Raw genomic sequence first — 23,116 nt, forward strand, 5'->3', positions numbered from 1 at the left:
AAGGAAATGGCCTTATTACACACTTTTTCTTCATAAAAAACCGTTTGAATGGATGCAAAATCATTTTTTATCGATTAAGATCAGTTGAAAAACGAATAGTTAACAAAATTAAATATTTTGCAAATTTTTATTCTATCCTTCATAATTTAGACAAATGTTGGGTTTTCATTTCATTAAGAGACTTTTTTTTAGTATGATATAATTACCTTTAAAAGGATTAATCGATATGTACATTTCAAAATTTACGATTAAGAGAGGTAATTACCGCTCTTCTGGCAAGAAACGGAGGAATTAGATGAAATCATTTAAATTGATCACGTTGCAAATTGTTACTGAGAATTTAAACTTGATTGATATTGCATTAACAGATGGACTGATTATAAATAAAGAAAACGACGCTAGAACATGGTTATTGGAAGCCTTTGTAGAAGAAAACCATTTCAAGGAGCTTGAATCCTCACTTCCCAAGATTGACGGAGAGGTGTATATCCAGGCCGTTATTACCAAAAAGGACAATGAACCGGCTTTGTTTCACACTGTTTTACGCACAATAAGAAAAGTGGGTAACCATTATAGCCTTTTATTCGTTGGTCACATCCAAAAAACACGGAGCAAATATGCAGAACTCCTTCTTGAAGATTTAGTTCAAAAAGGTCTATCCGGCGATGAATTATTAAAAGAGTTCAAGCAAAAAATCCGCTCAAAGCCTAAATTAGCAACTAATAAATAAAAACCCTTCCCTTAATTCCCATTCCCTAATCGAATGCACATAAAAAAGACTGACTTAGACGAATAAGGATATTAATCCTCTTCTTATCTAAGCCAGTCTTTACCATTCTGTGCTAATTACTTATTGTCGTCGCCTTTTTTATCATTGTCTTCAATCAAGTCATCCGCATCATTATCGACGTTATCATCAACTTTATTATCGTCGTTGTCAAGCACTCCATCATCGTTATCATTCATGTCGTTATCATCCGTGCCGTTGTTATCATCTACATCATTGTTATCATCTTCAATGATGTTGTTATCATCTTCTGGTGCGGGATTGTTGTCATTATCATCAGTTCCACATCCAGCAAGGAACATAATAGATAATAAAGATCCCCCAATTAGTGCAAAAATTTTCTTCATCATTTTTGGCAACCTCCCTTCTTTCTTTATCATTAGCTATTTTGCCCGAATGTGAAAATAACTTGCGTCCTATTTTAAAATTAAAAAGAAAATTCGCTTAGCTCGTATTTATTGGAACTTAATCATAAAAAATTGCCGGACATTTAAAATGTCCGGCATTCAAAGGGAGAATAGAAAGTTCTAAAAACCGCTCTTGCTTTTAAAAAGCAATGCAGTGCTTTATATATACACCGCTTCACGATTCCTTAAACCATTTTTCGAGAAATATAATTAAAATATTCTATCTCCCTTTCAAGGAAAATGAATGCACTTCTTATTTGTCACCAAAAGCAAACATGATATCGGCTTCACATGCTGTTTCTCCATCTACCGTTGCCACTGCTTTCCCTTTACCCATTGACCCTCTCATACGCACTATTTCCACTTCCAGACGCAGCTGATCACCTGGTTTAACTTGCTTTTTAAAGCGGCAATTATCAATCCCAGCGAAAAATGCAAGCCGTCCTTTGTATTCTTCTTGTTTCAAAACGGCTACAGCGCCAACTTGCGCTAATGCCTCTACAATTAAAACACCAGGCATTACTGGATAATCGGGGAAATGACCATTAAAGAATTCTTCATTTGCTGAGACATTCTTCAATCCAACCGCTCTTTTCCCTTCGTCTATTTCTATGATCCGGTCGACTAATAAGAATGGGTAACGATGCGGGATAATTTCCTTTATTTGTGTGATATCAAGCATACTTGTTCCTCCTATGACTTAAATATTTCAAACATAACGTAAACTCGCCCCTGTCATGAAGACAGAGGCGTAGTTGCCATGTAATATAAATCCGATAACGACAGCAACTACCTCAAAAAACATGGAACTACGCGCCCTTGTTCACTATATCAATAATATGGGTCCATGTGGATTTATGGAAAACATCCATAGCATTCCCTCCACCAATCACACTGTATCCTAATAGTGCCCCAGATAATACAGCAATGAAAATCAATCCGATAACAATGAGTACACGAAGCCAAATTGGCAAAAGACGGACCTTGATTCTACGATTCGGTTTCGTCTCAACTTCCTTTATCTCTTCTTCAATTTGTTGTTTCATTACACGATTTTGTTCCATATAGAATGTGAAAGCTCCTTTTAAGAAAACTCGCCGACTGATTTTCCCTATACACCAGAAATTCAGCAGCTATGCAAAATGGTCGGCACGAATGATTCTCTTTGTTATGAATTCATTATAACCGATTTGCTCTAATTCCGCAGGGAGACATTTTATTTACCAGATACTTTAACGGATTCCATTGACTAATCCGTTCATTTGATCAGCCATAGTTACCGCCCGGGATTGAAATTGGTAAGACCGCTGAACATTGATTAGTTCCGTCATTTCTTTGGAAAGATCGACATTTGAGGCCTCCAGAGTGCCTTGACGGACTGCTGCCTGGTTGCGGGAATCCCCAGTTAATGAAGTCATGATATCGTCTTCAGTTACACCCAAGGCATTGATGGTTTCCGGCAGGCCAAGTAAATTTCCTCCTAGCCGCTCAAGAAACTGCGGTTTCTTTACCGAGACGATTCCGAGCCCAAAACTCTTTTCGCCATATTCTTCCGTATCCACTATCAATAAGCCATTTTCCGAAATCTTTATATCTTTAATATTTCCCTCAATAAGGATCGGTTCACCATTTTCATCAAGGACTTTATGTCCAGCAGAGGTAACGAGCATCATTTTGTCGTTAGCATTAGGAGATAAATAAAAGGCACCATCCCTTGTAAACCTTGTATTGACTCCATTATCGTCCTGAACGCTTACGGTGAAGAATTGGCCCTCCCGGATGAATGCAGCATCAAGATTGCGGTCCGTCGTCTTTAAGGCTCCCTGAGAAAGCACCAATTGAGATTGGCTTATCATAGCACCTGTTCCCTGCCGGATGCCAGGTGTGGTCAACCTTCCTTTTTCCTTGGTCTCACTCGGTTGATTATTGAAACTCTGAGTCAATAAGTCATTGAAACTCGTTTGGGTCTTTTTGTAGGCAGTCGTGTCCACATTCGCAATATTATTACTTATTTGGTCGATTTTACTTTGAAGTTGGTTCAGCGTATTCGTCGCCGTCATCATCGTCCGATTCATGGTTTTTCCCCTTACATGTTCAAATTCCCAAAATCATTTTTCTACATTTCAATTAAAGCCTGCCAACTTCATTGACCGCTTTATCCAAACTTTTATCATAGGCTTGAAGAACCTTCTGACTCGCTTCAAAAGAGCGGTATGCCGACATCATTTCTGTCATCGTTCTCGATTGGTCAACATTGGAGCCTTCAAGAAAGCCTTGCTTAGTAGAAAAACCGACATCTGCAGCCGCGTATGCGCTAGGTAAATCACCATCACTCACAGCCTTATATAGGCCTTCCCCATCCTTTATGAGCTGAAATGACGGATCGTCTGAATAACCGATGCCCATACGTGCCGTTTGAACATTCCCTTCTAAAATAACACCGTTTTCCGCTACTGTGAACTGATCGCTATCAAGCTTGATTTTTTCATTATTTTCGTTCAATACATAATGACCAGAAGCCGTAGTCAGATAACCTTGACCATCCAGGGTGAAACTGCCGTTACGCGTATATCGGATAGCACCATCACCATCCTGGACAGTAAAAAACACCGACCCTTGCCGGCCCATTTCTTCATTGATCGGAAGATTTTCATCAACCAAGGAAATATCCGTATTGAGCTGGGTTTCCTCCAATGTGCCTTGGGTAAATAAAGGATTCGCCTCCTGTACGTAAACCCCCGTACTGAGCCCCCCAACCTGGGATATGCTAGACATGCTCAATTTGTTCTCCGTAGGAACCGTTTTATCACCTATGTTGCTGATAAGCATTTCCGGAAAAGACCTTACACTCATTTGATCCGCTTTATACCCTGTTGTATTCGCATTGGACATATTGTTTGTGAGCAATTCTGTGCGCCTTTGTTGTGTAAGCATCCCGGAAGCAGCCGTATAAAAACCTCTTAACATCTTCTTCCCTCCTCAATCTACATAACTTACCCCGTTCAAGTTCTCATATTTATCTTATCGGTCATGAACATCAGTATCTTAAGGAAAGGGAAAAGCATTAGGCAGAAGAATTTGTCTATATCGTAGGCTAGGTCAGATTTAAAGGAATGGTGTTAAATTCTTGACTAAAAGAAGAGGGCCTATTGCTCATCTGTACTAGAACTGCACGCACTTTCACTATGCTTCACGTTTGTCTGAACCTTAGACCCCTATCTTATGATGCGGAATTCCATCCGCTTTTTAGTTGAATTTGTGCCGTGGCAATTTATCCATATTATCAAGCATGATACCAGTTCCGATTGCTACACAATCCATTGGCTGCTCGGCAACGAGTACTGGGACCTTAAGTTCTTCAGCAAGGAGTAAATCAATACCGTGAAGCAATGCTCCCCCACCTGTTAAAATGACGCCGCGGTCAATGATATCAGCAGAAAGTTCCGGAGGCGTCCGCTCAAGTACGCTTTTTGCAGCTTGTACAATGATGGAAACCTGTTCGCGAAGAGCTTCCTCAATTTCTTCCGAATTGACTGAAATGGTTCTAGGCAATCCCGATACCATATCACGTCCACGGATATCGATGACTTCATTACGAGATCCAGGGAAGACGGTTGCAACTTGGATTTTAATGTTTTCCGCTGTACGTTCACCAATCAGGAGCTTATACTTCCGCTTGATATAATGTAAAATTTCATTATCGAATTTGTCACCGGCCATTTTAATAGAAGAAGATGTAACGATATCCCCCATTGAAAGAACGGCAATATCCGTTGTACCCCCGCCAATGTCTACGACCATATTACCGCTTGGTTGAAAAATATCCATACCAGCACCGATTGCAGCCACTTTTGGTTCTTCTTCAAGAAATACTTTCTTCCCGCCGCTTTTTTCGGCAGCTTCTTTAATCGCCTTTTGTTCGACACTTGTTATGTTAGTCGGGCAGCAGATTAAAATTCTAGGCTTTGAAAGGAAGCCTTTCACATTCAATGTATTGATAAAATGCTTAAGCATCGATTCTGTTACATCAAAATCCGCAATGACACCGTCTTTTAAAGGACGAATTGCGATGATGTTTCCTGGAGTACGGCCTACCATTTTACGAGCTTCTTCCCCGACGGCAAGAACACGGTTCGTATTCTTATCAATCGCAACTACCGAAGGCTCATTTAACACAATTCCTTTACCTTTGACATGTATAAGAACATTGGCTGTTCCAAGATCTATCCCAATATCTCTAGCAAACATTTCTTAAATCCTCCTTGAATATCCTCACATATAACCTACTTCTGTCCTAATTGTTTATTTTACCATATTGCATTGACACAAGTAAGTATGAATTATAAATAAACACTAATATAGACTATTTTTTCCTATTTTGCCAATTTGTAAAAAAAATCGATGCCTTATGTACTACCTTTCCGTATTTTCCCACAAAAAAATCCCGGCATGGAACCGCAATCAAGGTTAAGAAAAAAGCTGACACTCACTTTCATGTCCCCTTATTCATTCCCCGATTGCCCGATTCACTTCCAATTGCCGGAAAGATTCAAGTATCATTTAACGATTTCTTCTTCTCTTTCAGAACGTTTATATTTTAATTTTGTCGCTTCTCCACCTCTAAGGTGACGAATGGATTTATGATAATCCAATATATCCTTCACTTCGTTAGCCAAATCAGGATTAATTTCTGGCAGCCTCTCAGTTAAGTCTTTATGCACTGTGCTTTTAGAGACTCCGAACTCTTTTGCAATGACACGGACTGTTTTTCTAGTTTCCACGATATACTTTCCTATCTTGATAGTTCTTTCTTTGATGTAATCGTGCACACCACTCGACCTCCCCAAATTGGATGTGAGAAGTGTGAAATGAGATTCGTATTTTTCGAATCGAATACCGCTGCCCTATAAACAATGAAAGATAGAATTATTCACCTATTAGATAATTTGTAATAAACGATTCCTCACCTCAAACACTCTCTTTGCATGGTTTATAACATCTTATTAGCTTGGTTAAGAATATATGCCTAATGGGACAGGAGGTTTGGATTTATTTCTGATTTTCATCTGTTTATTTTCATAAAGCGCAAATTATTTCCCGAGAAATTTGTCAGAAATTCAAAGGTTTCAGCATATTGGCCAATATTTCCTCGAAAGAAAAAAAGGAAGCCGTTCAAAGTGAACGGCTTCCTTTTACCAAATTTTCAGTTGTTGTCATTCGTAACGCTCTAGGTTTTTGTTTTGATTTTATTAAAAATCTTAATCTTAATTAGATTGATTTAACGAATCTTTTAAGGAATCGCTTTCTTCAGTTGTATCTTCACCAGGGACAGAGCCTTCTTCATCAGTGCCACTCTCTAAATCAGTGCTCTCGTCAGTTTCGTCAACTGCTGGCGCTTCTTCCGTGCCAGTTTCAGATTCTTCGACTGCAGGTGTTTCTTCTTTATCAGCTTCAGATCCTTCGACTGCAGGTGTTTCTTCTTTATTAGCTGAATCTTCAAGTTCGCTGCCTTCGGTTTCAGTTGCTGATTGAATCGCAGAAGCTTGTTTATCAACAAAATCAAGTGGGTTTAACGCAATGTTATCTTTTCTGATTTCGAAGTGGACATGTACGCCAGCCTCTTCATTGATTTGGCTTTTTCCAGCTGTAGCAATTGCTTGTCCTTGTTTCACTTTGTCACCAACTGCAACCTTAATGTCCTTAACAGATTGATAACGAGTAACCACGCCATCTTCATGCTCTACTTCAACTAAATTTCCAAGTAATGCATCATCTTGAACTTTCGTTACATTTCCACTTAGGGAAGCTTTTACATCGAAAGACTTTCCATCTTCCATTGCAATGTCTATACCTTTGTTTTGCTCATATCTATTGTTGTAGAAAACCAATGCTTCTTCTTGTGCCTTTTCATCCGCATTCACATCATAAAACTGTTTCTTGATAACCGATTTGTCTGCATCGGCTACAGGCATCTTGATTGTCTCAAGATTACTATTAACCTCTACAGAAGGCTGATCATAGTTTTTTCCTGTTTCAGCTGATTCCTCTTTGCCATCTTTAGCTGAATCATCAAAACTATTTTGTAATAAGAAGGCCGCGGCTAAGATTATGGCTGCACTTGCGATATAGATTGCTGATAATGCCCAACGTTGTTTTAGTATACGTCGGATTGTGGAAGTTGGTTTCTTTTCTTCCTCTCTCATATTAATCACCTCAGCAATCATTCTGAACATTTTGTTAAGATTATATACATTCAGGAAAAATTTTTTTTAGATTTATTTTGTGGAAATGAAACCGATTTTATTCGTAGAATGGTAAAATGTTTGGTATCTTACTGTTGAAGGATGTTTAAATCATGAAAAAAGCTTTTAAACTTGTGTTAACGTTATTGCCTTTTCTATATATGATTGCCATTTGGATAATGTCGAGCAACCCCGATGATATGATTCTTGATCTTCCCTCATCCTCAATTGACCGATTTATCAAAGAGGCACTTCATCTGGTCGAATTTGCCCTTTTGTATATATTATTAGTTTCCGCCCTTGCTGCAAACCAAAAACTGAAGCCTGGTTTAAGCCTGTTGGCGGCCATAGTAGCTTGCCTTTACGGAGTTATTGATGAATACCACCAATCTTTCGTCCCATACCGCTCCTCTACCTTAATAGACCTCATAAAAGATATCATAGGAGTAGCTGCAGTCTATTTTCATGTCCAATATCATTATTTCAAGCGTGAACGGGGCTTTTTGACCATTATAGAAAAATTAAGCGCAAAAAAATGAGAGATGGGGATTCCCATCTCTCATTTTTTTGCCGTCATCGTATTCAGCCACTTACTTGAAGACTGAACTTTGACGCCTTTATAATAATATTTCACGATGTCTTCATAGGTTTTCCCTTCCCTGGCCATGCCATTAGCACCGTATTGACTCATTCCAACTCCGTGTCCGGATCCTTTTGTCGTGATGACAATCTGGTTACCTTGTCGCTCCCAGTCAAAATCGGATGATGTCAGCCCGAGTTTCTCACGAATCTGTTTTCCTGTCATTTTCTTTCCTCCGATTTCCACTACACCTACGCGATTACCTGATGTTCTTTCAATGACAGTCCCTATCGAGGTTCCCGAAGAAAGACTTACACCCAGTTTTTTTTCAAAATCTGCAGTATCGACTACAACTTTATTATAAAATTTTGGTGATTCTTCTTTATCCCACGGACTGGATACACTTTTTAAATAAGGAAAATCAGCTTGCCAATAGTCCTCGGAATTCTCCGTGTAGCCATTGCTTGTAGAAAAAAAAGTGGCTGTAATCGGTTTTCCTTCATAGGTTAAGATTTGACCCGCTGTTTCTTTTATGGCCTTGTTAATTTTTTGTATCTTCGATTTATAATCAGAGCCCCACTGTTTTTTCAGCTCATCATTATTCTTATAAACTTGGTGCATGACCGTATCGCTTACATCGGCACCATCCGGCAAGCCTAATCGACTTTCGCTTATGAGCTGATTGACAATGTAGGTTCTCGCTGTCAATGCTTGTGCCTTCAGCGCTTCTTCTTCAAAATCTGCTGGCATTTCAGCTGCAACCACACCAGTCAAGTACGATTCAATCGGCAGTTTTTCAATCTTTTTTGCAGATGTGCGGTAAACGGCAACTTCTACGGAACTCATTTCATTTGCAGCTACCTCTTTACCTTCATTCTTCACTTTCTTTTCTAATTGTTCGGTCAACTGCCCACTTGTCTTATCATTTGAAAATGGAAGCACAAGCACTGCTGGAATCATGATAATTACGAATGCTACTGCTATGAATAGTACGATCATCGGTTTGATTGCTTTCAAATTCCTGAGCCTCCCTACACTTGTTTTCTCTGCCGTATAATCGTATCCAGCAGGTATCTTTACATAACAAATGTATGTCGAAGGACAAGCATTTATGAATAGAAAAACGACAACTAATTAACTGTAGGCGATGAATTCGGAACAAGACAAAAAAAACCATTCACGGTTCAATGACTCGAACGTGAATGGTTTTATAAGCTTTTTTATGCGTTTAAATCTGCAATTTTTTTTGTTTCAGCAGGTACATCTTCGTTAATACGTTCCACATCAGCACCTAGAGATGCCAATTTACCATGGAAATTCACGTATCCTCTGTCAAGATGCTTCAATTCTGTAACACGTGTAATGCCATCTGCAACCAATCCAGTCAAGATGAGCGCTGCCGCGGCACGTAAATCTGTTGCAGCTACTTCAGCACCTTGAATGTTAGTTGGTCCATTAACGATAACGGAACGACCTTCTATTTTAATATTGGCATTCATGCGACGGAATTCCTCAACATGCATAAAACGGTTCTCGAAAACGGTCTCCGTTATCATACTTGTTCCTTCAGCACGCAGTAATAATGCCATCATTTGCGATTGCATATCAGTCGGGAAACCAGGATGCGGCATTGTTTTAATATCAATGGCCTTCAAGGTTTTTGGACCGATAACGCGTAATCCATCTTCTTCTTCAAGAATTTTAACGCCCATTTCCTCCATTTTAGCAATAAGGGAAGTAAGGTGTTCAGGTACAGCTCCTTGAACAAGAACATTGCCACCAGTAAGAGCGGCCGCAGTCATGAATGTACCAGCTTCGATACGGTCAGGTATAATCGTATGTTCAGTGCCATATAATTTATCGACACCTTCGATTCTCATCGTACCAGTACCGGCACCTCTGACTTTGGCACCCATTTTATTAAGGAGATTCGCAAGATCTACAATTTCAGGCTCTTTGGCCACATTTTCAAGAATAGTTATACCTTCAGCAAGTGTTGCTGCCATCATGATGTTTTCAGTGGCACCCACACTCGGGAAGTCAAGATATACTCTTGCACCCTTAAGTCTGCCTTCTACTTCGGCATCAATGAAACCATTGCCGACCTTCACTTTTGCTCCCATCGCTTCAAAGCCCTTTAAATGCTGGTCGATAGGACGTGATCCGATGGCACAGCCACCAGGAAGAGCAACGCGGGCCCGGCCATTCCTTGCTAGTAATGAGCCCATCACTAAAACGGAAGCTCTCATTTTACGTACATATTCAAATGGTGCTTCTTCTAATAACTCTCTTGATGCATCTACAGTTACTTGATTGTCATGAAAGGCAACATCTGCATTTAAGTTGCGCAATACTTCATTGATTGTATATACATCGGAGAGCGTAGGAACATCTTTAATGATACTTTTCCCATCACTTGCTAATAATGTTGCAGCGATAACTGGCAAAACGGCGTTTTTAGCACCTTCTACTTTAACTGTCCCGCTAAGCCTTTTTCCGCCGCGGACGATGATTTTTTCCAAAAGTATTCCCCTCCGCGTCCATTTTCTCTATATTAATATTCAAACGTTATGATTGGTGTGCCAACTACAAAGTTCGTTCGGTCACCCAATCCTTCTGTCCGTAGCCCAAACTGCAAATTTAATTTTTCTTTTGTCAAAGGTTGTTTAAACAATGTTGAATGTGCAGATATAGATGTAAAGTTTGTTTCGTGCACACTCTCAATTTCCCTTGCTTGGAACATATCTAACAGGTCTTCAGTTTTAGAGTTTAAAACCGAATCCATATTATCATTGATAGACCCTTTAATACAAGAAAAAATTGAAGGAGTCCCTATAAATAGGTCATTCACCCTGTTTTGGAACGTAGCAGTAAAAAATGCCGCATTGGATTTCTTCCACTTTTTCCCCTTCACTTCGTAAATAACATAGGTAACCTTATCAAATTTCTCTTCCGTTGTCATTATTTTGATAGACTCGGTCAGACCTGAATCGACATTGTAAGTTAACGCCTCAGCCTTCCAGCCGGAAGCATCATCTTTCCGGTGCCATTGAAATTGAGGGTATTTTCGTTTTAAAGCTGTAACTTCGCTTTCAAACTCTTGTTTAGTTGTAATCTCTTTATTTATTTCTCTAGTGAGTACAGACCAATCCCCTATGTCTAAATCTTTATCGTTTTGTAACAGTCCAACCAATTTAACTATATCTGGTTTATTTTCTGCCACAATCGTACTATTCCCAATTAAAATCACCATCAAACCGAGAAATACTATGTATGTTAACATTTTTTTATTTAAAAAATACATGTTAAATCCCTCCCCTGTTACACATTCTTTCCATAAAGAGAGAGATCATACTTCGAGTTTTCCGACAATTGGTGACATCTTCCCCTTAAACTGGCAGGAAGCATGGCGAATACAAGAGTAGAATCATATTTTGCTATAAGAAAAGTCTTACAGCTTATCAGTCATTACTAAACATATACGGGAGTTGGTTTGCAAATCCCAGGTAGTCAAGGAAGAAATTACTTACAGCTGAACCGATGGCAACCGTTAATAAAATATATAAAACCCTGGCCTTGATGACCGAATTGGATCTTAACATTTTATCAAAATGTAATGCCTGTAAAGCCCACCAGGTAACTGCGATGAAAAACAAGTGTGCAATTATTCCCGTTAAAGCCTGCTGTCCCATTGCTGAAAACATGTACATACCTCCTAAAAGACACCCAAATTCTATTCTAACACAAAACCCCATCATATTTGGAATTTAAAAGGAAGAATTACAAAATATCTTTTTAAAACTGTAAATAGAGGCTTGATCCAATGGAACAAGCCTCTGATACAGGCATTATATCATTTACTCGAAATAAAGTCTGTAAATTCGCCAAATTGATCATGAATAAAATCAAAGGCAATATTTGGCGCCACCCCGAAAAGTATGGTGCCTATTACGCAAATGATCAACACGGTGTAAAGACCCGGACGAATTTTAATGGCCTTCTCTGAATGAATGGGCCGGAAAAAGACCTGCACCAATAATCCGAAATAATACACATAGGACACAATGGTACCTGCAATCATGATTCCCGCAAGGACAAAATGTCCTGGCTCCGTTATGAATGTTCCTAGAAAAATATTGAGTTTGCCAATGAAACCTGTCGTCCCGGGAATACCGGCAAGCGACAAAATGAATACAGTGAATGCCATGGCAAGATACGGTGATTTCTTCCCCAGTCCTGCAAGAATGCTAATATCTTCTGACCCACTTTGACTGGAGAGCAGCTGAATGACTGCAAATACACCGATATTCATTAATACATAAGCCATTAGGTAAAACCAGACAGTATCCAGCAGGAAATACCCCCCGCCCAAGGTTGCCACCGCTACAAGCAGGTAACCCGCATGAGCGATGCTTGAATAGGCGAACAATCGTTTTAAATTTTGCTGCCTTAACGCAACCACATTTCCAATGATGATCGTAAGCCCTGCCAATGAAGCTATATAGATATTATTTTTTTCCAAAAAGTCGAGCGCTCCGAAGGTATCACCGGAAGCTGTTAGGAACAACGAAAGAAAAATGCGCAGGATGATGACGAAACCCGCCATTTTCGAAATTACACTCAAAAAGGCTGCGACCGGTGTCGGTGCCCCCTCATAGACATCCGGCGCCCACATATGAAATGGAGCGGCAGCTATCTTGAAGGATACACCGACAAATACCATGAAGAAAGCGAGGCCCATAATGTATTGCAGCTGGCCGTCCGTCATCGCAGCCATCGTCCGGCTCATTTCGCCTAGATTGACGGAACCGGTCACTCCATATAAATAGCTCATCCCAAATAAAGTGATGGCTGTGGAAATGCCTCCGTTTATCACATACTTCATGGACGCTTCGTTGGACTTCCGATCATGCTTACGTATTCCGACTAATATATAAGATGAAAGTGAAAGAAGTTCCAGTCCAACGAACAGGGTTATCAAATCTCCGCTTGAGGACATGACCATCGCCCCCAGCAAAGCTGTCAGGAACAGATAATAAAATTCCCCCCGGTGCTCCCGCAGCCCCTCTTGCGGTTCATATCCTTCAGCCAGAAGGATGATTAGGGCTGCTCCGAATAATAGCAGCAGCTTAAAAGCTTTTGCAAATGAATCTAAACGAAACGTATCTGATAAGATACTGACTGTCTCAAAGGATAGCAGGCTAATCAGTGACAAACATGACAAAATGATTCCGGTTAGCGCCAGCCATGCCAGTCTTCTCCGATTAAAGTGCTTCGGCCAGAATAAATCCAATAACGAAAGAATCATGGCCGTTCCAAGGATGATGAATTCCGGCATCATCGCTCCCCAATTATAAGAAAGCATTGTGTTCAAATCCATCCTTCATCGCCCCCCTAGAGCAAGCATCATGGCTTCAATCGTACCTTGAAGAGGCCCGCCTAACAAATTTGGGTATAGCCCAACAGATATTATCAAACCGAGAAGAATCAACGCCGGAAAAAACTCCCAGCTCCCAAGGTCCCGTTTCTCTTTTTCTATCAAGCTATCATTTTTCCCGAAGGTCATCAGCATGACCGCCCTCAGTACATAGACAGCGGTTAATACCAGCCCGATCACCCCTATTGCCGCAAGCAACGGCTGACTCTTGAATAAGCCAAGAAATACCATGAATTCACTGATGAAGCCGGACATTCCAGGCAAACCAAGTGAAGCCATCCCGCAAGCTAACATGAACCCTGAAAAAATCGGCATCGACTTGGCCAATCCTCCAAGCTTAGGAAGCATGGTGGTTCCCGTCCGCTCGTACAACACACCCACCAAGAAAAACAACAATGCAGCAATTAGCCCGTGTGAGATGACTTGAAAAATGGCTCCCTGAATGCCCGCTTCATTCAAGGCACCCAGCCCCATCATGACGATACCCATATGTGAAATTGATGAATATGCTAAAACGAGCTTGAAATCCGTTTGTACCAATGCTAGAAATGCACCATATAAAAAACTGAGGACCCCAAACAGTACAATGGTAAAGGCCAGGCTTTTATATTGTTCAGGAAATATCCCCATTCCAAACCTGATGATTCCGTATGCCCCTATTTTCAATAGTACACCCGCATGTATCATGACTATGGATGGAGGTGCTTCTGCATGGACCCGCACCATCCAGCTGTGAAAGGGAAAGACGGGCAGCTTTATTGCAAATGCAACTAGAAAGGCGAGACATAAACCATATTTCATCGAACCGGATATGGGGGCAAAAAGCGAAACCCCGCCCATTGTCATCATCTGTGTCAATGCTGCAATATTGGTCGTCCCTGTCCTGGCAAACAAAATCAAAATGGCCACCAATAAAACAGCCGAACCAATGCCGTTATAAATCAGAAAACTATAAGCAGCTTTCTCCCTCTCCAGAAAGCCCCATCTACCAATTAAAAAGAAGGCAGGAATCAAAGTCATTTCAAAAAAGATGAAAAAAAGGATCAAATTTTCTGCCGTGAAGACACCGAGCATTCCAATCTCCAAGATCAAAAATAACAAATAATACCCTTTCCAATCCTTTTTTATATAAATGGATGCGATTGCGGCCAGTGATGAAATGATTGTTGTCAGTAATATGAAAATGAGACTTAATCCATCCAGCCCCAACTCAAAGTCAACCGTAAAGAGCTTGGGATCATACATCTCCAAATTTCCAAACCTGATCCAATTCAACTTAATGTCAAATAAGGACAGGGCCACCCCCGAATAATATTGGCTGAATAGAAAGAACGATAGGAAAAGGGGAGGCAGTGTTCCGAAAAAGCCAAATTGTTTAATCGTCCTTTCCTCTTTTTTCGGCATAAGGGCAACCATTACTATGCCCAGCAGCGGTGAAAACACTAAAAGCGAGAGCAAATAGACATTCATCTTAGATACCCCCCAGTTACTGCAAAAATTACCAACAGTATCGCAAGTCCCAGAAAGGCCATCATGCCATATTGCTGTACCTGTCCCGTTTGCAGTTTAGACCCTAATTTCCCCAATCCTTCTATTGAACTTGTTACAGTGGAAACCAGACCACCGACAATGAACCTTTCAATATATGATAGGAATATACTAAAACCTTTGATTGCATAGCCTGCAGTAAAATGGTAAATCTCATCAATATAATACTTATTTTCCAAGACCCTATAAACCTCGGAGTTGTCTTTGACAAGCCATTCCCGAGGTAACTTCTTTTTAGCGTATATCATATAAGCGAGGTATATACCAGCCAACGATACAAGCACGGCCAACAACATTATCCAAACGGGCCCCTCACTATGGCTGGCGCCTAGAAGAGATTCATTTCCCTCCACAAGCCACTCCCCAAGGAAAGTTCCAAACCACGGTGTTTGGATATACCCACCGATTACAGCAAGCAAAGCCAATGCGAGCATGGGGATTAACATGATGGAAGGTGATTCCTTGACCTGCTGTTTTACTTGACTGCGCGAATCGCCTGCAAAGATCATGAAAAATAGCCGGAACATATAAAACGCAGTTAAAAAGGAGGTAACCACCGCTAGACCAAACAATATATAACTACCATTCTCCCAGGCTGCCATTAGAATTTCATCTTTACTGAAAAAACCCGAGAGTAACGGAAACCCGGATATCGCCAATGTACCAGTCAAGAACAGCGGCCCAGTCCAATTCAACTTACCCCATAGGCCGCCCATCTTTTCCATATCCTGTGTATGTATAGCGTGAATAACACTGCCTGCTGCCAAAAACAGCAATGCTTTAAAAAAGGCATGGGTCATTAAATGAAACACCCCGGCCACATATCCCGAAGTACCCAAAGCAAGCATCATGAAACCAAGCTGAGAGATTGTCGAATAGGCCAATACACGCTTAACATCCTTTTGCACTATGGCAATGCTTGCGGCAAATATGGCTGTAATTCCACCTGTTATTGCTACGACCTGCATCGCTGCTTCACTAGCCACGAATAACGGAAACATGGCCGCCACCAGGTAAACCCCTGCAGCAACCATGGTTGCTGCGTGTATCAATGCGGAAACCGGAGTCGGGCCTTCCATTGCATCTGGAAGCCATGTGTGAAGCGGAAATTGTCCAGACTTCCCAACCGCACCGATAAAAATCAAAATAGCGATTAAAGTCAGTTTTTCACTTGATATCATGCCCGATTGAACAGCTTGAAAGATCTCTCCATATTCAAAGCTGCCTGTTTCCCAGAATAGAAGAATGATGCCGATTAAGAGTCCTACATCCCCAATCCTGGTCATGATGAATGCCTTCTTTGCTGCAGCCTTAGCTTCCAGTTTATAAAAGTAAAACCCAATGAGCAGGAAAGAACCCACCCCGACCAGTTCCCAGAAGATATAAAGTTGTAATAAATTAGGTGCCATGACAAGTCCAAGCATGGCAAAGGTGAAGAAGCCCAGATAAGCATAAAAAATGGAGAATCGCACTTCACCCTTCATATACCCCTTCGAATATATCTGGACAAGCAGGCTGACTAGGGAAACGACCACAAGCATCAAGGCATTAAGCTGATTGATTTCGAAGCCAGCTGTAAGTTGCGTCCCTCCAAAGGAAAGCCAATCTATCGATATATTATAAGTAGGTTCTTTAAATCGTTCTATCAGGACAAGCAACGATAAAACAAACGAAGCCAATGTACATATTATTCCTATAAAAGCCCCTCGTTCCCGCAACCGCCCGCCTGATAGAAGCAGAACCAGAAACGTGACGAGTGGAAAGATCGGTATGAGCCATGCGTGCTCCATCATCGTATCAAATCCCCTTCTTCATTTATATAAACCTTCAATGCTTCATAATTTCCATTTCATCGACATTGACCGTCTTCCGATTGCGATAAAGGGACATTAGTATAGCCAGCCCTACAGCTGCCTCGGCCGCAGCGATCGTAATCGTGAATAAGGAAAAAACTTGACCCGTAATGGATGGCGTTACCCCGAATTTACTGAAGGCAACTAAATTGATATTCGCAGCGTTCAGCATCAGCTCGATTGAAATCAAAACAATGACCGCATTTCTTTTCGTCAAGGCCCCATACAGCCCTATACAAAATAAAACGAGTGCCAATACAAGGTAAGCCGACAAGGGAACTCCCGTCATGGTTGATCTCCCTCCTCATCATCTTTTTTAGCCAATACGATTGCACCGACTAAAGCAACAAGCAAAAGTACCGACATCACTTCAAATGGAATCACATATTTCGAAAAAAGTTCGATTCCTATTTGCTTCGTATTTTCCTCGTGCAAGGCCGTTGGCTGTACAGGTATATCCAGATTATAAATCCCCAGATAAACCGCCACAGCAAATCCCGCAATCGCTGCCAGCAAAGAGAAATTCCCCCAGCCCCCTTTAGCGGGTGCATCATTTTCTTGGTGTTTTGTCAGCATAATCCCGAATAGCATCACGATCGTAATTGCACCTGAATAAATAAGGATTTGGACAATGGCGACAAACTCGGCCGAAAGCAACATATAAATGCCTGCAATGCCCAAGAAAGTAAAAACAAGTGCAATTACCATGTGTACCACTTTTGTTAAGGTAATCAGCAGCACCCCGCCTACTATCGCGACGAGTGCCAAACCAATAAAGGCAATTAATTCACCCGACAAACTCATACTTTATTCACCTTCCGGATATTTTCATCATTTTCATCCAGCCACTCCAGATTTTTAAATAGATGATCACGGCTATACTCGGCCAGCTCGAATTGATTCGTCATCACGATTGCTTCTGTAGGGCAGACCTCCGTACATAAATCACATAAAATGCAAATCTCGAAATTGATGTCATACGTATCGATGATTTTCCCTTTTTTTGACGGGTCCGGATGTTTCTTACCAGTTAATTGAATGCAATCCGTTGGACAAATCGTCACGCATTGATTGCATACAATACACTTTTCAGGATAGAATTTTTGGATTCCGCGGAATCGGTCAGGGAGCGGAAGCGGCTCATTCGGGTAGTCATAGGTCACTTTTTTCCTCGTCAAGTTCTTTAATGTATAGGTTAAACCTTTTGCTAAACCAAGCATATAAATCCCTCGCTTTCCGACCAGCTTAAGTTTCTAAAAAAGGTTAATCAATTCTTTTATTAGTGCCGTCAAAAATATATTTGCTAATGCAACCGGAAGCAGCACTTTCCATCCGAATTCCATCAATTGATCGGCCCTTATACGAGGAAAGGTTACACGAATCCAGACCAATACATAGAATACGGCACTGAACTTCAGACCGAACCAGATGGCTGCCGGAATAAAATCCAAAAACGGAATAGAATTCCATCCTCCTAAAAATAATACAGTGGTTAGCGTTGCCATTGCAAACATATACACATATTCGGATAACATAAAGAAGGCCCAGCGAAATCCAGAGTATTCAACATGATAGCCTGCAACAAGTTCGGATTCCGCTTCTGGTAGGTCAAAAGGAACCCTGTTCAACTCGGCAACCGATGCAATAAAAAACACGATAAACGCAATCGGCTGAAGAAAAATGAACCAAATCTTTTCCTGGGCTGCAACTATATCATTCAAGTTTAAACTGCCTGTTATAAGGACGATTCCCACTAGCGACATCACCAAAGGGATCTCATAAGATATCATTTGCGCGGCTGCCCTCATCCCGCCAATCAAAGAATATTTATTATTTGATGCCCAACCCGCAGTGACGATGCCGATGGTCGATATACCGGAAATCGCAATATAATAAAGCAGTCCGACACCTATATCAGCAAATTGGAAGGCATCGGTGAACGGCAAGGTGGCAAGGACCATGAAAGCAGGTGCAAAAGCAATTACCGGAGCTAAAATATATAACGGCTTATCAGCTTTTTTGGGAATCGTATCTTCCTTGATCAGAAGTTTCAAAACATCAGCAACGGTCTGCAAGAGACCCCATTTCCCCCCAATTTGGTTTGGGCCGACACGCATCTGCATGAATCCCATGATTTTCCGCTCTGAAAGGATTCCATAGGTAACAAACCCTAATACTACGAACAGGAGCAGGACTGCCAAACCAAAAAAAATGCCAAAATTCAGTAGGCTTGGAGCGGAGTGGAGAAGATCTTTGATCATTTATCCATCCACCTCCCCTAAAACGATATCGATTGCACCTAATATCGTTATCAAATTCGCCATATTTTCCCCTTCCAATAATTTCGGAAGAATTTGCAGATTATAAAAAGAAGGTCTGCGAAACTTCAAACGGTATGGCTCCTTTTTCCCTTCACTCGCGATATAACACCCGATTTCCCCTCTTGGTGATTCAATTCGGACAAACGCTTCACCCTTAGGAACCTTTATTATTTTAGGAACCTTAGCAAGGACCGGCCCTTCTGGAAATTGCTCAACAGCCTGCTCGATGATTTTCAGTGATTCTTCGATTTCTTCCATTCTGCAGTGATAGCGTGAGAAGGCATCACCCTCTTCCCTTGTAGGAACATCAAATGTAAACCTGTCGTAAATGGAATATGGTTCATTTTTTCGTAAATCCCATTTCACACCTGTACACCTTAAGTTGGCACCGCTAAGCGAATACTGCAAGGCTTCTTCCTTCGTATAGATGCCCACCCCTTTAACCCGATTAACAAAGATTTCATTCCCTGTCACAAGCTCATGGTAACCGGCAAGCTGCTCCCTCATATAAGGGACAAACTCGGCTACCTTCGCAATCCAGTCTTCAGGTGCATCCCATTTCACACCTCCGACACGCATATAATTGAATGTAAGGCGTGCCCCTGACAATTCAGTCAATAAATTAACGATCATTTCACGCTCTCGAAAGGCATATAGGAAAGGGCTCGTGGCACCTATATCCAGCAAGTATGTCCCCCACCAGACAAGGTGGCTTGCAACTCTGCCCAATTCCATTGCGATGACACGCAAATATTCTGCCCTTTCGGGAATCTCCACCCCCATCATTGTCTCAACAGCATGGCAAAGCACATAATTATTTGTCATTGCCGCTAGATAATCGAGCCGATCGGTATATGGGATTATTTGTGTATATTGCAGATTTTCCGCTAGCTTTTCCGTACCGCGATGCAGATACCCAATGACAGGTGTAGCCTCTTTTATAATTTCACCGTCAATCTTGATGACAAGCCGAAAAACACCATGTGTACTCGGATGCTGCGGCCCGACATTGAGAAGCATTTCTTCCGTCCTTAACATTGGGCTTACACCTCCACATCATAAGGCTGATAATCTTTTCTAAGGGGATACCCTTTCCAATCTTCACCAAGTAAAATCCGCTTTAAATCAGGGTGTTCATAAAAGTTAATGCCTAATAAATCATACGCCTCACATTCTGGCCAATTTGCTCCTGACCATAATGGGACCAATGATGGAATAACGGGAGAATCCCTATCAAGCTTCACCTTCAAGGCAACTGATTGGTTCATTTTGAATGAATGTAAGTGTACATAGATTTCCATATGGGACTCAAAATCCGTACCATGAAGTTCCGATAAATACGAAAAGTTAAGCTGCTCATCGTACCGCAGAAATTTTGCTATTGAAAAATATGTATCCGGATTAGCCACTAAAGTGGGTACATCTTTTGATAATCTATTAATATAGTGCTCTAATAATGCCCCTTGTCCTACATGGCTTTCAATAGCAGAAACTATTTGATCGAGTTTCAACTGATTTGGTGAAAGTTCGCTAGGAGTGTTAACTTCGTTACTTTCCTTCTCAGCAGTCCTGTTCTTCGCAGCAGCCACCGCTTTCGCTTTTGCAGCAGCGGCTGCCTTCGCCTTGGCTGCTGCCGCTGCCTTTTGCTTCGCTGCATCCATTTCGCCTTCCGGTTTTTCAGTCGCTTCCTCTTTCGCCTGTTTTCGGGCCAGCGCTGCTGCTTTTGCCTTGGCCGCTGCCGCCGCCTTTTGCTTCGCTATATCCATATCGCCTTCCGGTTTTTCCGCACTTTCAGCTTTCGCCTGTTTTCGGGCCAGCGCTGCTGCTTTTGCCTTGGCCGCTGCTGCCGCCTTTTGCTTCGCTATATCCATATCGCCTTCCGGCTTTTCCGCACTTTCAGCTTTCGCCTGTTTTCGGGCCAGCGCTGCTGCTTTTGCCTTGGCCGCTGCTGCCGCCTTTTGCTTCGCTATATCCATATCGCCTTCCGGCTTTTCCGCACTTTCAGCTTTCGCCTGTTTTCGGGCCAGCGCTGCTGCTTTTGCCTTGGCCGCTGCTGCCGCCTTTTGCTTCGCTATATCCATATCGCCTTCCGGCTTTTCCGCCGCTTCTTCTTTCGCCTGTTTTCGGGCCAGTACTGCAGCCTTCGCCTTGGCCGCTGCCTCTGCTTTTTGTTTCGCCATATCCGTTTCGCCTTCCGGCTTTTCCGCACTTTCTTCTTTCGCCTGTTTTCGGGCCAGGGCTACGGCCTTCGCCTTGGCCGCTGCCTCTGCTTTTTGTTTCGCTAAGTCTTCCTTTTCACTCATCTATATCACCCGCTTTCCGGTTTTCGCTTCGTAACGGATTTTTTCTTTTAATTTATTGATCCCATAAATAAGTGCAGCTGGGTTTGGGGGACAACCCGGTATATATACATCGACAGGTACAATTTGATCTACCCCCTTGACCACTGAATAGGAGTGAACATAAGGTCCGCCAGCAGTTGCACAGGACCCCATTGCAATAACCCATTTCGGTTCTGGCATTTGTTCGTATAATCTGCTTATTATTGGAGCCATTTTTTTCGTTACCGTTCCTGAAACAATCATGACATCCGATTGTCTGGGTGATGTCCGAAAAAATGAACCAAATCGGTCCAAATCATAATGAGAGGAGCCGACACCCATCATTTCAATTGCACAACATGCCAAACCGAAAGTCATTGGCCAGAGTGAGTTACTTCTAGCCCATCCTTTTATTTGTTCAAGTGTGGATAAAAAAATACTGTGGCGCATTTCTTCCATTTCTTTAGGGGTAAGTTCATCCAACTTCAATTCCACTTTAACACCTTCTTTTTCCAAGCGTAGATTAGCCCCAGCATAAGGATCAGGACAAAAAACAACATTTCAATCAATGCAAACAGCCCGAGTTCATCATAGGCTACCGCCCATGGGTAAAGAAAAACCGTTTCTACGTCAAATATGACGAACATCAATCCAAATAGATAATACCTGACATTGAATTGAACCCTTGAATCCTGAAAAGGTTCGATTCCACTTTCATAAGTCGTATATTTCATTTCTGTCGGTTTATAAGGCCTTAGCAGTCTACCGAGAAATAAAGCGATCACAGGTAATAAAATGCCGAGACAAAGGAAAACAAATACAATTAAATAATTATTTTGGTAAATATGCAGCTGTCCCATGTTCATCTCCCTTTATGGATAAATCATGTTAAATAGGTGCAATTTAAATTTGCTTGTCTTCTTTTTGGATACCGTTTTAAATATTATGCAGGGTAACATTCTTTTAGAAGCAACGTGAAAGGAGGGGTATGAAGCAATAAATGTAAGCGTATACATTATAACATTAGGATAAAAGCATGTCGACGAGTTAAGGTTTAATATGGAAAATACTTTACTCTATAATTCGACCTTTTTTACCTAATTCCGATATTAAATGTCAATAATTTTCAAAAACATTTTGGATAAAAAAACACCTGATCTTACCACGAATGGTCTGATCAGGTGTTTCTTCATTTAAAGTTATCGCATTTCTGCAATTTGGATACGGTTGATTGCACGTTTAAGCGCTAAATCAGCTCTTTTCGTATCATTTGATCCATCATTGTTCTGCAATCTTTGTTCCGCACGTGCTTTTGCTGCTTGAGCTCGTGCAAGATCGATAGTTTCAGCTCTTTCAGCAGATTGAGCTAAAATGGTTACCACATCAGGGCGAACTTCCAAGAAGCCACCGTTTATAGCTACATAGTCTGTGTTGCTTCCATTTTTAAGACGGACAGCACCGATGGTAAGAGGAGCTACAGTTGGAACGTGTCCAGCCATAATTCCCAGCTCACCACTTTTAGCTTTAGTGCTTACCATTTCAACTTCTGCATCATATACTGGGCCATCGGGAGTAACAACATTGACTTTAATGGTCTTCATTTCATTCCCTCCTAGGTCC

The 23,116-nt window shown here is 41.4% G+C and carries 26 protein-coding genes; 2 read left to right on the top strand and 24 right to left on the bottom strand.

Annotated features, from left to right (window positions below):
- The first annotated feature begins 295 nt into the window (after window positions 1-295).
- On the top strand, window positions 296-730 hold the full coding sequence (locus NYE63_RS27340; protein ID WP_342603525.1) for a YwpF family protein: 435 nt from the start codon (window positions 296-298) through the stop codon (window positions 728-730).
- 116 nt (window positions 731-846) lie between these two features.
- Here the strand turns inward: NYE63_RS27340 and NYE63_RS27345 are convergent, their stop codons facing one another.
- The 8 genes from NYE63_RS27345 to NYE63_RS27380 all read right to left on the bottom strand — a co-directional run bounded on the left by NYE63_RS27345 (window position 847) and on the right by NYE63_RS27380 (window position 7,397).
- On the bottom strand, window positions 847-1,137 hold the full coding sequence (locus tag NYE63_RS27345; RefSeq protein WP_342603526.1) for a hypothetical protein: 291 nt from the start codon (window positions 1,135-1,137) through the stop codon (window positions 847-849).
- 310 nt (window positions 1,138-1,447) lie between these two features.
- Entirely contained in the window at window positions 1,448-1,876 is a 429-nt protein-coding gene (gene fabZ / locus NYE63_RS27350) for a 3-hydroxyacyl-ACP dehydratase FabZ (protein WP_034315755.1), read from the bottom strand.
- A gap of 127 nt (window positions 1,877-2,003) precedes the next feature.
- A complete protein-coding gene (locus NYE63_RS27355) occupies window positions 2,004-2,258 on the bottom strand; it encodes a DNA-directed RNA polymerase subunit beta (protein WP_342603527.1) in 255 nt (84 codons plus the stop codon).
- A gap of 168 nt (window positions 2,259-2,426) precedes the next feature.
- Window positions 2,427-3,269, bottom strand: a complete 843-nt coding sequence (locus NYE63_RS27360; protein WP_342603528.1) for a flagellar hook-basal body protein — start codon at window positions 3,267-3,269, stop codon at window positions 2,427-2,429.
- Between the two features lie 52 nt (window positions 3,270-3,321).
- Window positions 3,322-4,161: a flagellar hook-basal body protein gene (locus NYE63_RS27365; protein WP_342603529.1), complete on the bottom strand. Its 840-nt coding sequence runs from the start codon at window positions 4,159-4,161 to the stop codon at window positions 3,322-3,324.
- A 279-nt stretch (window positions 4,162-4,440) separates the two neighbouring features.
- Window positions 4,441-5,442, bottom strand: coding sequence for a rod shape-determining protein (locus NYE63_RS27370; protein ID WP_214744185.1), 1,002 nt, complete (start codon window positions 5,440-5,442; stop codon window positions 4,441-4,443).
- A gap of 308 nt (window positions 5,443-5,750) precedes the next feature.
- Complete coding sequence (gene spoIIID / locus NYE63_RS27375) at window positions 5,751-6,023, bottom strand: sporulation transcriptional regulator SpoIIID (protein WP_034315767.1); 273 nt, start codon at window positions 6,021-6,023, stop codon at window positions 5,751-5,753.
- A gap of 435 nt (window positions 6,024-6,458) precedes the next feature.
- Window positions 6,459-7,397, bottom strand: a complete 939-nt coding sequence (locus tag NYE63_RS27380) for a peptidoglycan DD-metalloendopeptidase family protein (protein ID WP_342603530.1) — start codon at window positions 7,395-7,397, stop codon at window positions 6,459-6,461.
- A gap of 152 nt (window positions 7,398-7,549) precedes the next feature.
- Here NYE63_RS27380 and NYE63_RS27385 point away from each other — a divergent pair, with 152 nt between their 5' ends.
- On the top strand, window positions 7,550-7,975 hold the full coding sequence (locus tag NYE63_RS27385) for a VanZ family protein (protein ID WP_342603531.1): 426 nt from the start codon (window positions 7,550-7,552) through the stop codon (window positions 7,973-7,975).
- A 20-nt stretch (window positions 7,976-7,995) separates the two neighbouring features.
- Here NYE63_RS27385 and spoIID read toward each other — a convergent pair whose 3' ends face one another.
- The 16 genes from spoIID to NYE63_RS27465 form a co-directional block, all read right to left on the bottom strand.
- The gene (gene spoIID, locus NYE63_RS27390; RefSeq protein WP_342603532.1) at window positions 7,996-9,033 is read right to left on the bottom strand and encodes a stage II sporulation protein D; all 1,038 of its coding nucleotides are present in this window, start codon (window positions 9,031-9,033) and stop codon (window positions 7,996-7,998) included.
- 203 nt (window positions 9,034-9,236) lie between these two features.
- Complete coding sequence (gene murA, locus NYE63_RS27395) at window positions 9,237-10,538, bottom strand: UDP-N-acetylglucosamine 1-carboxyvinyltransferase (protein WP_034315774.1); 1,302 nt, start codon at window positions 10,536-10,538, stop codon at window positions 9,237-9,239.
- 32 nt (window positions 10,539-10,570) lie between these two features.
- Window positions 10,571-11,320, bottom strand: coding sequence for a YwmB family TATA-box binding protein (locus tag NYE63_RS27400; protein WP_342603533.1), 750 nt, complete (start codon window positions 11,318-11,320; stop codon window positions 10,571-10,573).
- A gap of 157 nt (window positions 11,321-11,477) precedes the next feature.
- Window positions 11,478-11,720 (bottom strand): DUF1146 family protein, encoded by a 243-nt coding sequence (locus NYE63_RS27405; RefSeq protein WP_192207241.1) that lies wholly within the window; start codon window positions 11,718-11,720, stop codon window positions 11,478-11,480.
- Between the two features lie 149 nt (window positions 11,721-11,869).
- Window positions 11,870-13,396 (bottom strand): NADH-quinone oxidoreductase subunit NuoN, encoded by a 1,527-nt coding sequence (gene nuoN, locus NYE63_RS27410; protein WP_342603534.1) that lies wholly within the window; start codon window positions 13,394-13,396, stop codon window positions 11,870-11,872.
- A 3-nt stretch (window positions 13,397-13,399) separates the two neighbouring features.
- Window positions 13,400-14,923 carry an NADH-quinone oxidoreductase subunit M gene (locus NYE63_RS27415; RefSeq protein ID WP_342603535.1) on the bottom strand — a complete coding sequence of 508 codons (1,524 nt, stop codon included), beginning with the start codon at window positions 14,921-14,923 and terminating at the stop codon, window positions 13,400-13,402.
- Window positions 14,920-16,794 (bottom strand): NADH-quinone oxidoreductase subunit L, encoded by a 1,875-nt coding sequence (nuoL, locus tag NYE63_RS27420; RefSeq protein ID WP_342603536.1) that lies wholly within the window; start codon window positions 16,792-16,794, stop codon window positions 14,920-14,922. The genes NYE63_RS27415 and nuoL overlap by 4 nt, the downstream gene beginning before the upstream one ends.
- Before the next feature lie 34 nt (window positions 16,795-16,828).
- Window positions 16,829-17,143: an NADH-quinone oxidoreductase subunit NuoK gene (nuoK, locus tag NYE63_RS27425; RefSeq protein WP_063236468.1), complete on the bottom strand. Its 315-nt coding sequence runs from the start codon at window positions 17,141-17,143 to the stop codon at window positions 16,829-16,831.
- Complete coding sequence (locus NYE63_RS27430) at window positions 17,140-17,658, bottom strand: NADH-quinone oxidoreductase subunit J (RefSeq protein ID WP_342603537.1); 519 nt, start codon at window positions 17,656-17,658, stop codon at window positions 17,140-17,142. The genes nuoK and NYE63_RS27430 overlap by 4 nt, the downstream gene beginning before the upstream one ends.
- Entirely contained in the window at window positions 17,655-18,074 is a 420-nt protein-coding gene (gene nuoI / locus NYE63_RS27435) for an NADH-quinone oxidoreductase subunit NuoI (RefSeq protein WP_048685828.1), read from the bottom strand. The genes NYE63_RS27430 and nuoI overlap by 4 nt, the downstream gene beginning before the upstream one ends.
- Before the next feature lie 33 nt (window positions 18,075-18,107).
- Entirely contained in the window at window positions 18,108-19,115 is a 1,008-nt protein-coding gene (gene nuoH, locus NYE63_RS27440) for an NADH-quinone oxidoreductase subunit NuoH (RefSeq protein WP_063236467.1), read from the bottom strand.
- Window positions 19,116-20,213: an NADH-quinone oxidoreductase subunit D gene (locus tag NYE63_RS27445; RefSeq protein WP_048685832.1), complete on the bottom strand. Its 1,098-nt coding sequence runs from the start codon at window positions 20,211-20,213 to the stop codon at window positions 19,116-19,118.
- A 5-nt stretch (window positions 20,214-20,218) separates the two neighbouring features.
- A complete protein-coding gene (locus tag NYE63_RS27450) occupies window positions 20,219-21,478 on the bottom strand; it encodes an NADH-quinone oxidoreductase subunit C (RefSeq protein ID WP_342603538.1) in 1,260 nt (419 codons plus the stop codon).
- On the bottom strand, window positions 21,479-21,955 hold the full coding sequence (locus NYE63_RS27455; RefSeq protein ID WP_170946902.1) for an NADH-quinone oxidoreductase subunit B: 477 nt from the start codon (window positions 21,953-21,955) through the stop codon (window positions 21,479-21,481).
- A gap of 26 nt (window positions 21,956-21,981) precedes the next feature.
- Window positions 21,982-22,356: an NADH-quinone oxidoreductase subunit A gene (locus NYE63_RS27460; protein WP_342603539.1), complete on the bottom strand. Its 375-nt coding sequence runs from the start codon at window positions 22,354-22,356 to the stop codon at window positions 21,982-21,984.
- Window positions 22,357-22,695: 339 nt separating this feature from the next.
- Window positions 22,696-23,097: a F0F1 ATP synthase subunit epsilon gene (locus NYE63_RS27465; protein ID WP_342603540.1), complete on the bottom strand. Its 402-nt coding sequence runs from the start codon at window positions 23,095-23,097 to the stop codon at window positions 22,696-22,698.
- Window positions 23,098-23,116: the final 19 nt, after the last annotated feature.

Origin of the sequence: Peribacillus sp. FSL E2-0159, assembly GCF_038643155.1 — a bacterium.
GTDB lineage: Bacteria > Bacillota > Bacilli > Bacillales > DSM-1321 > Peribacillus > Peribacillus simplex.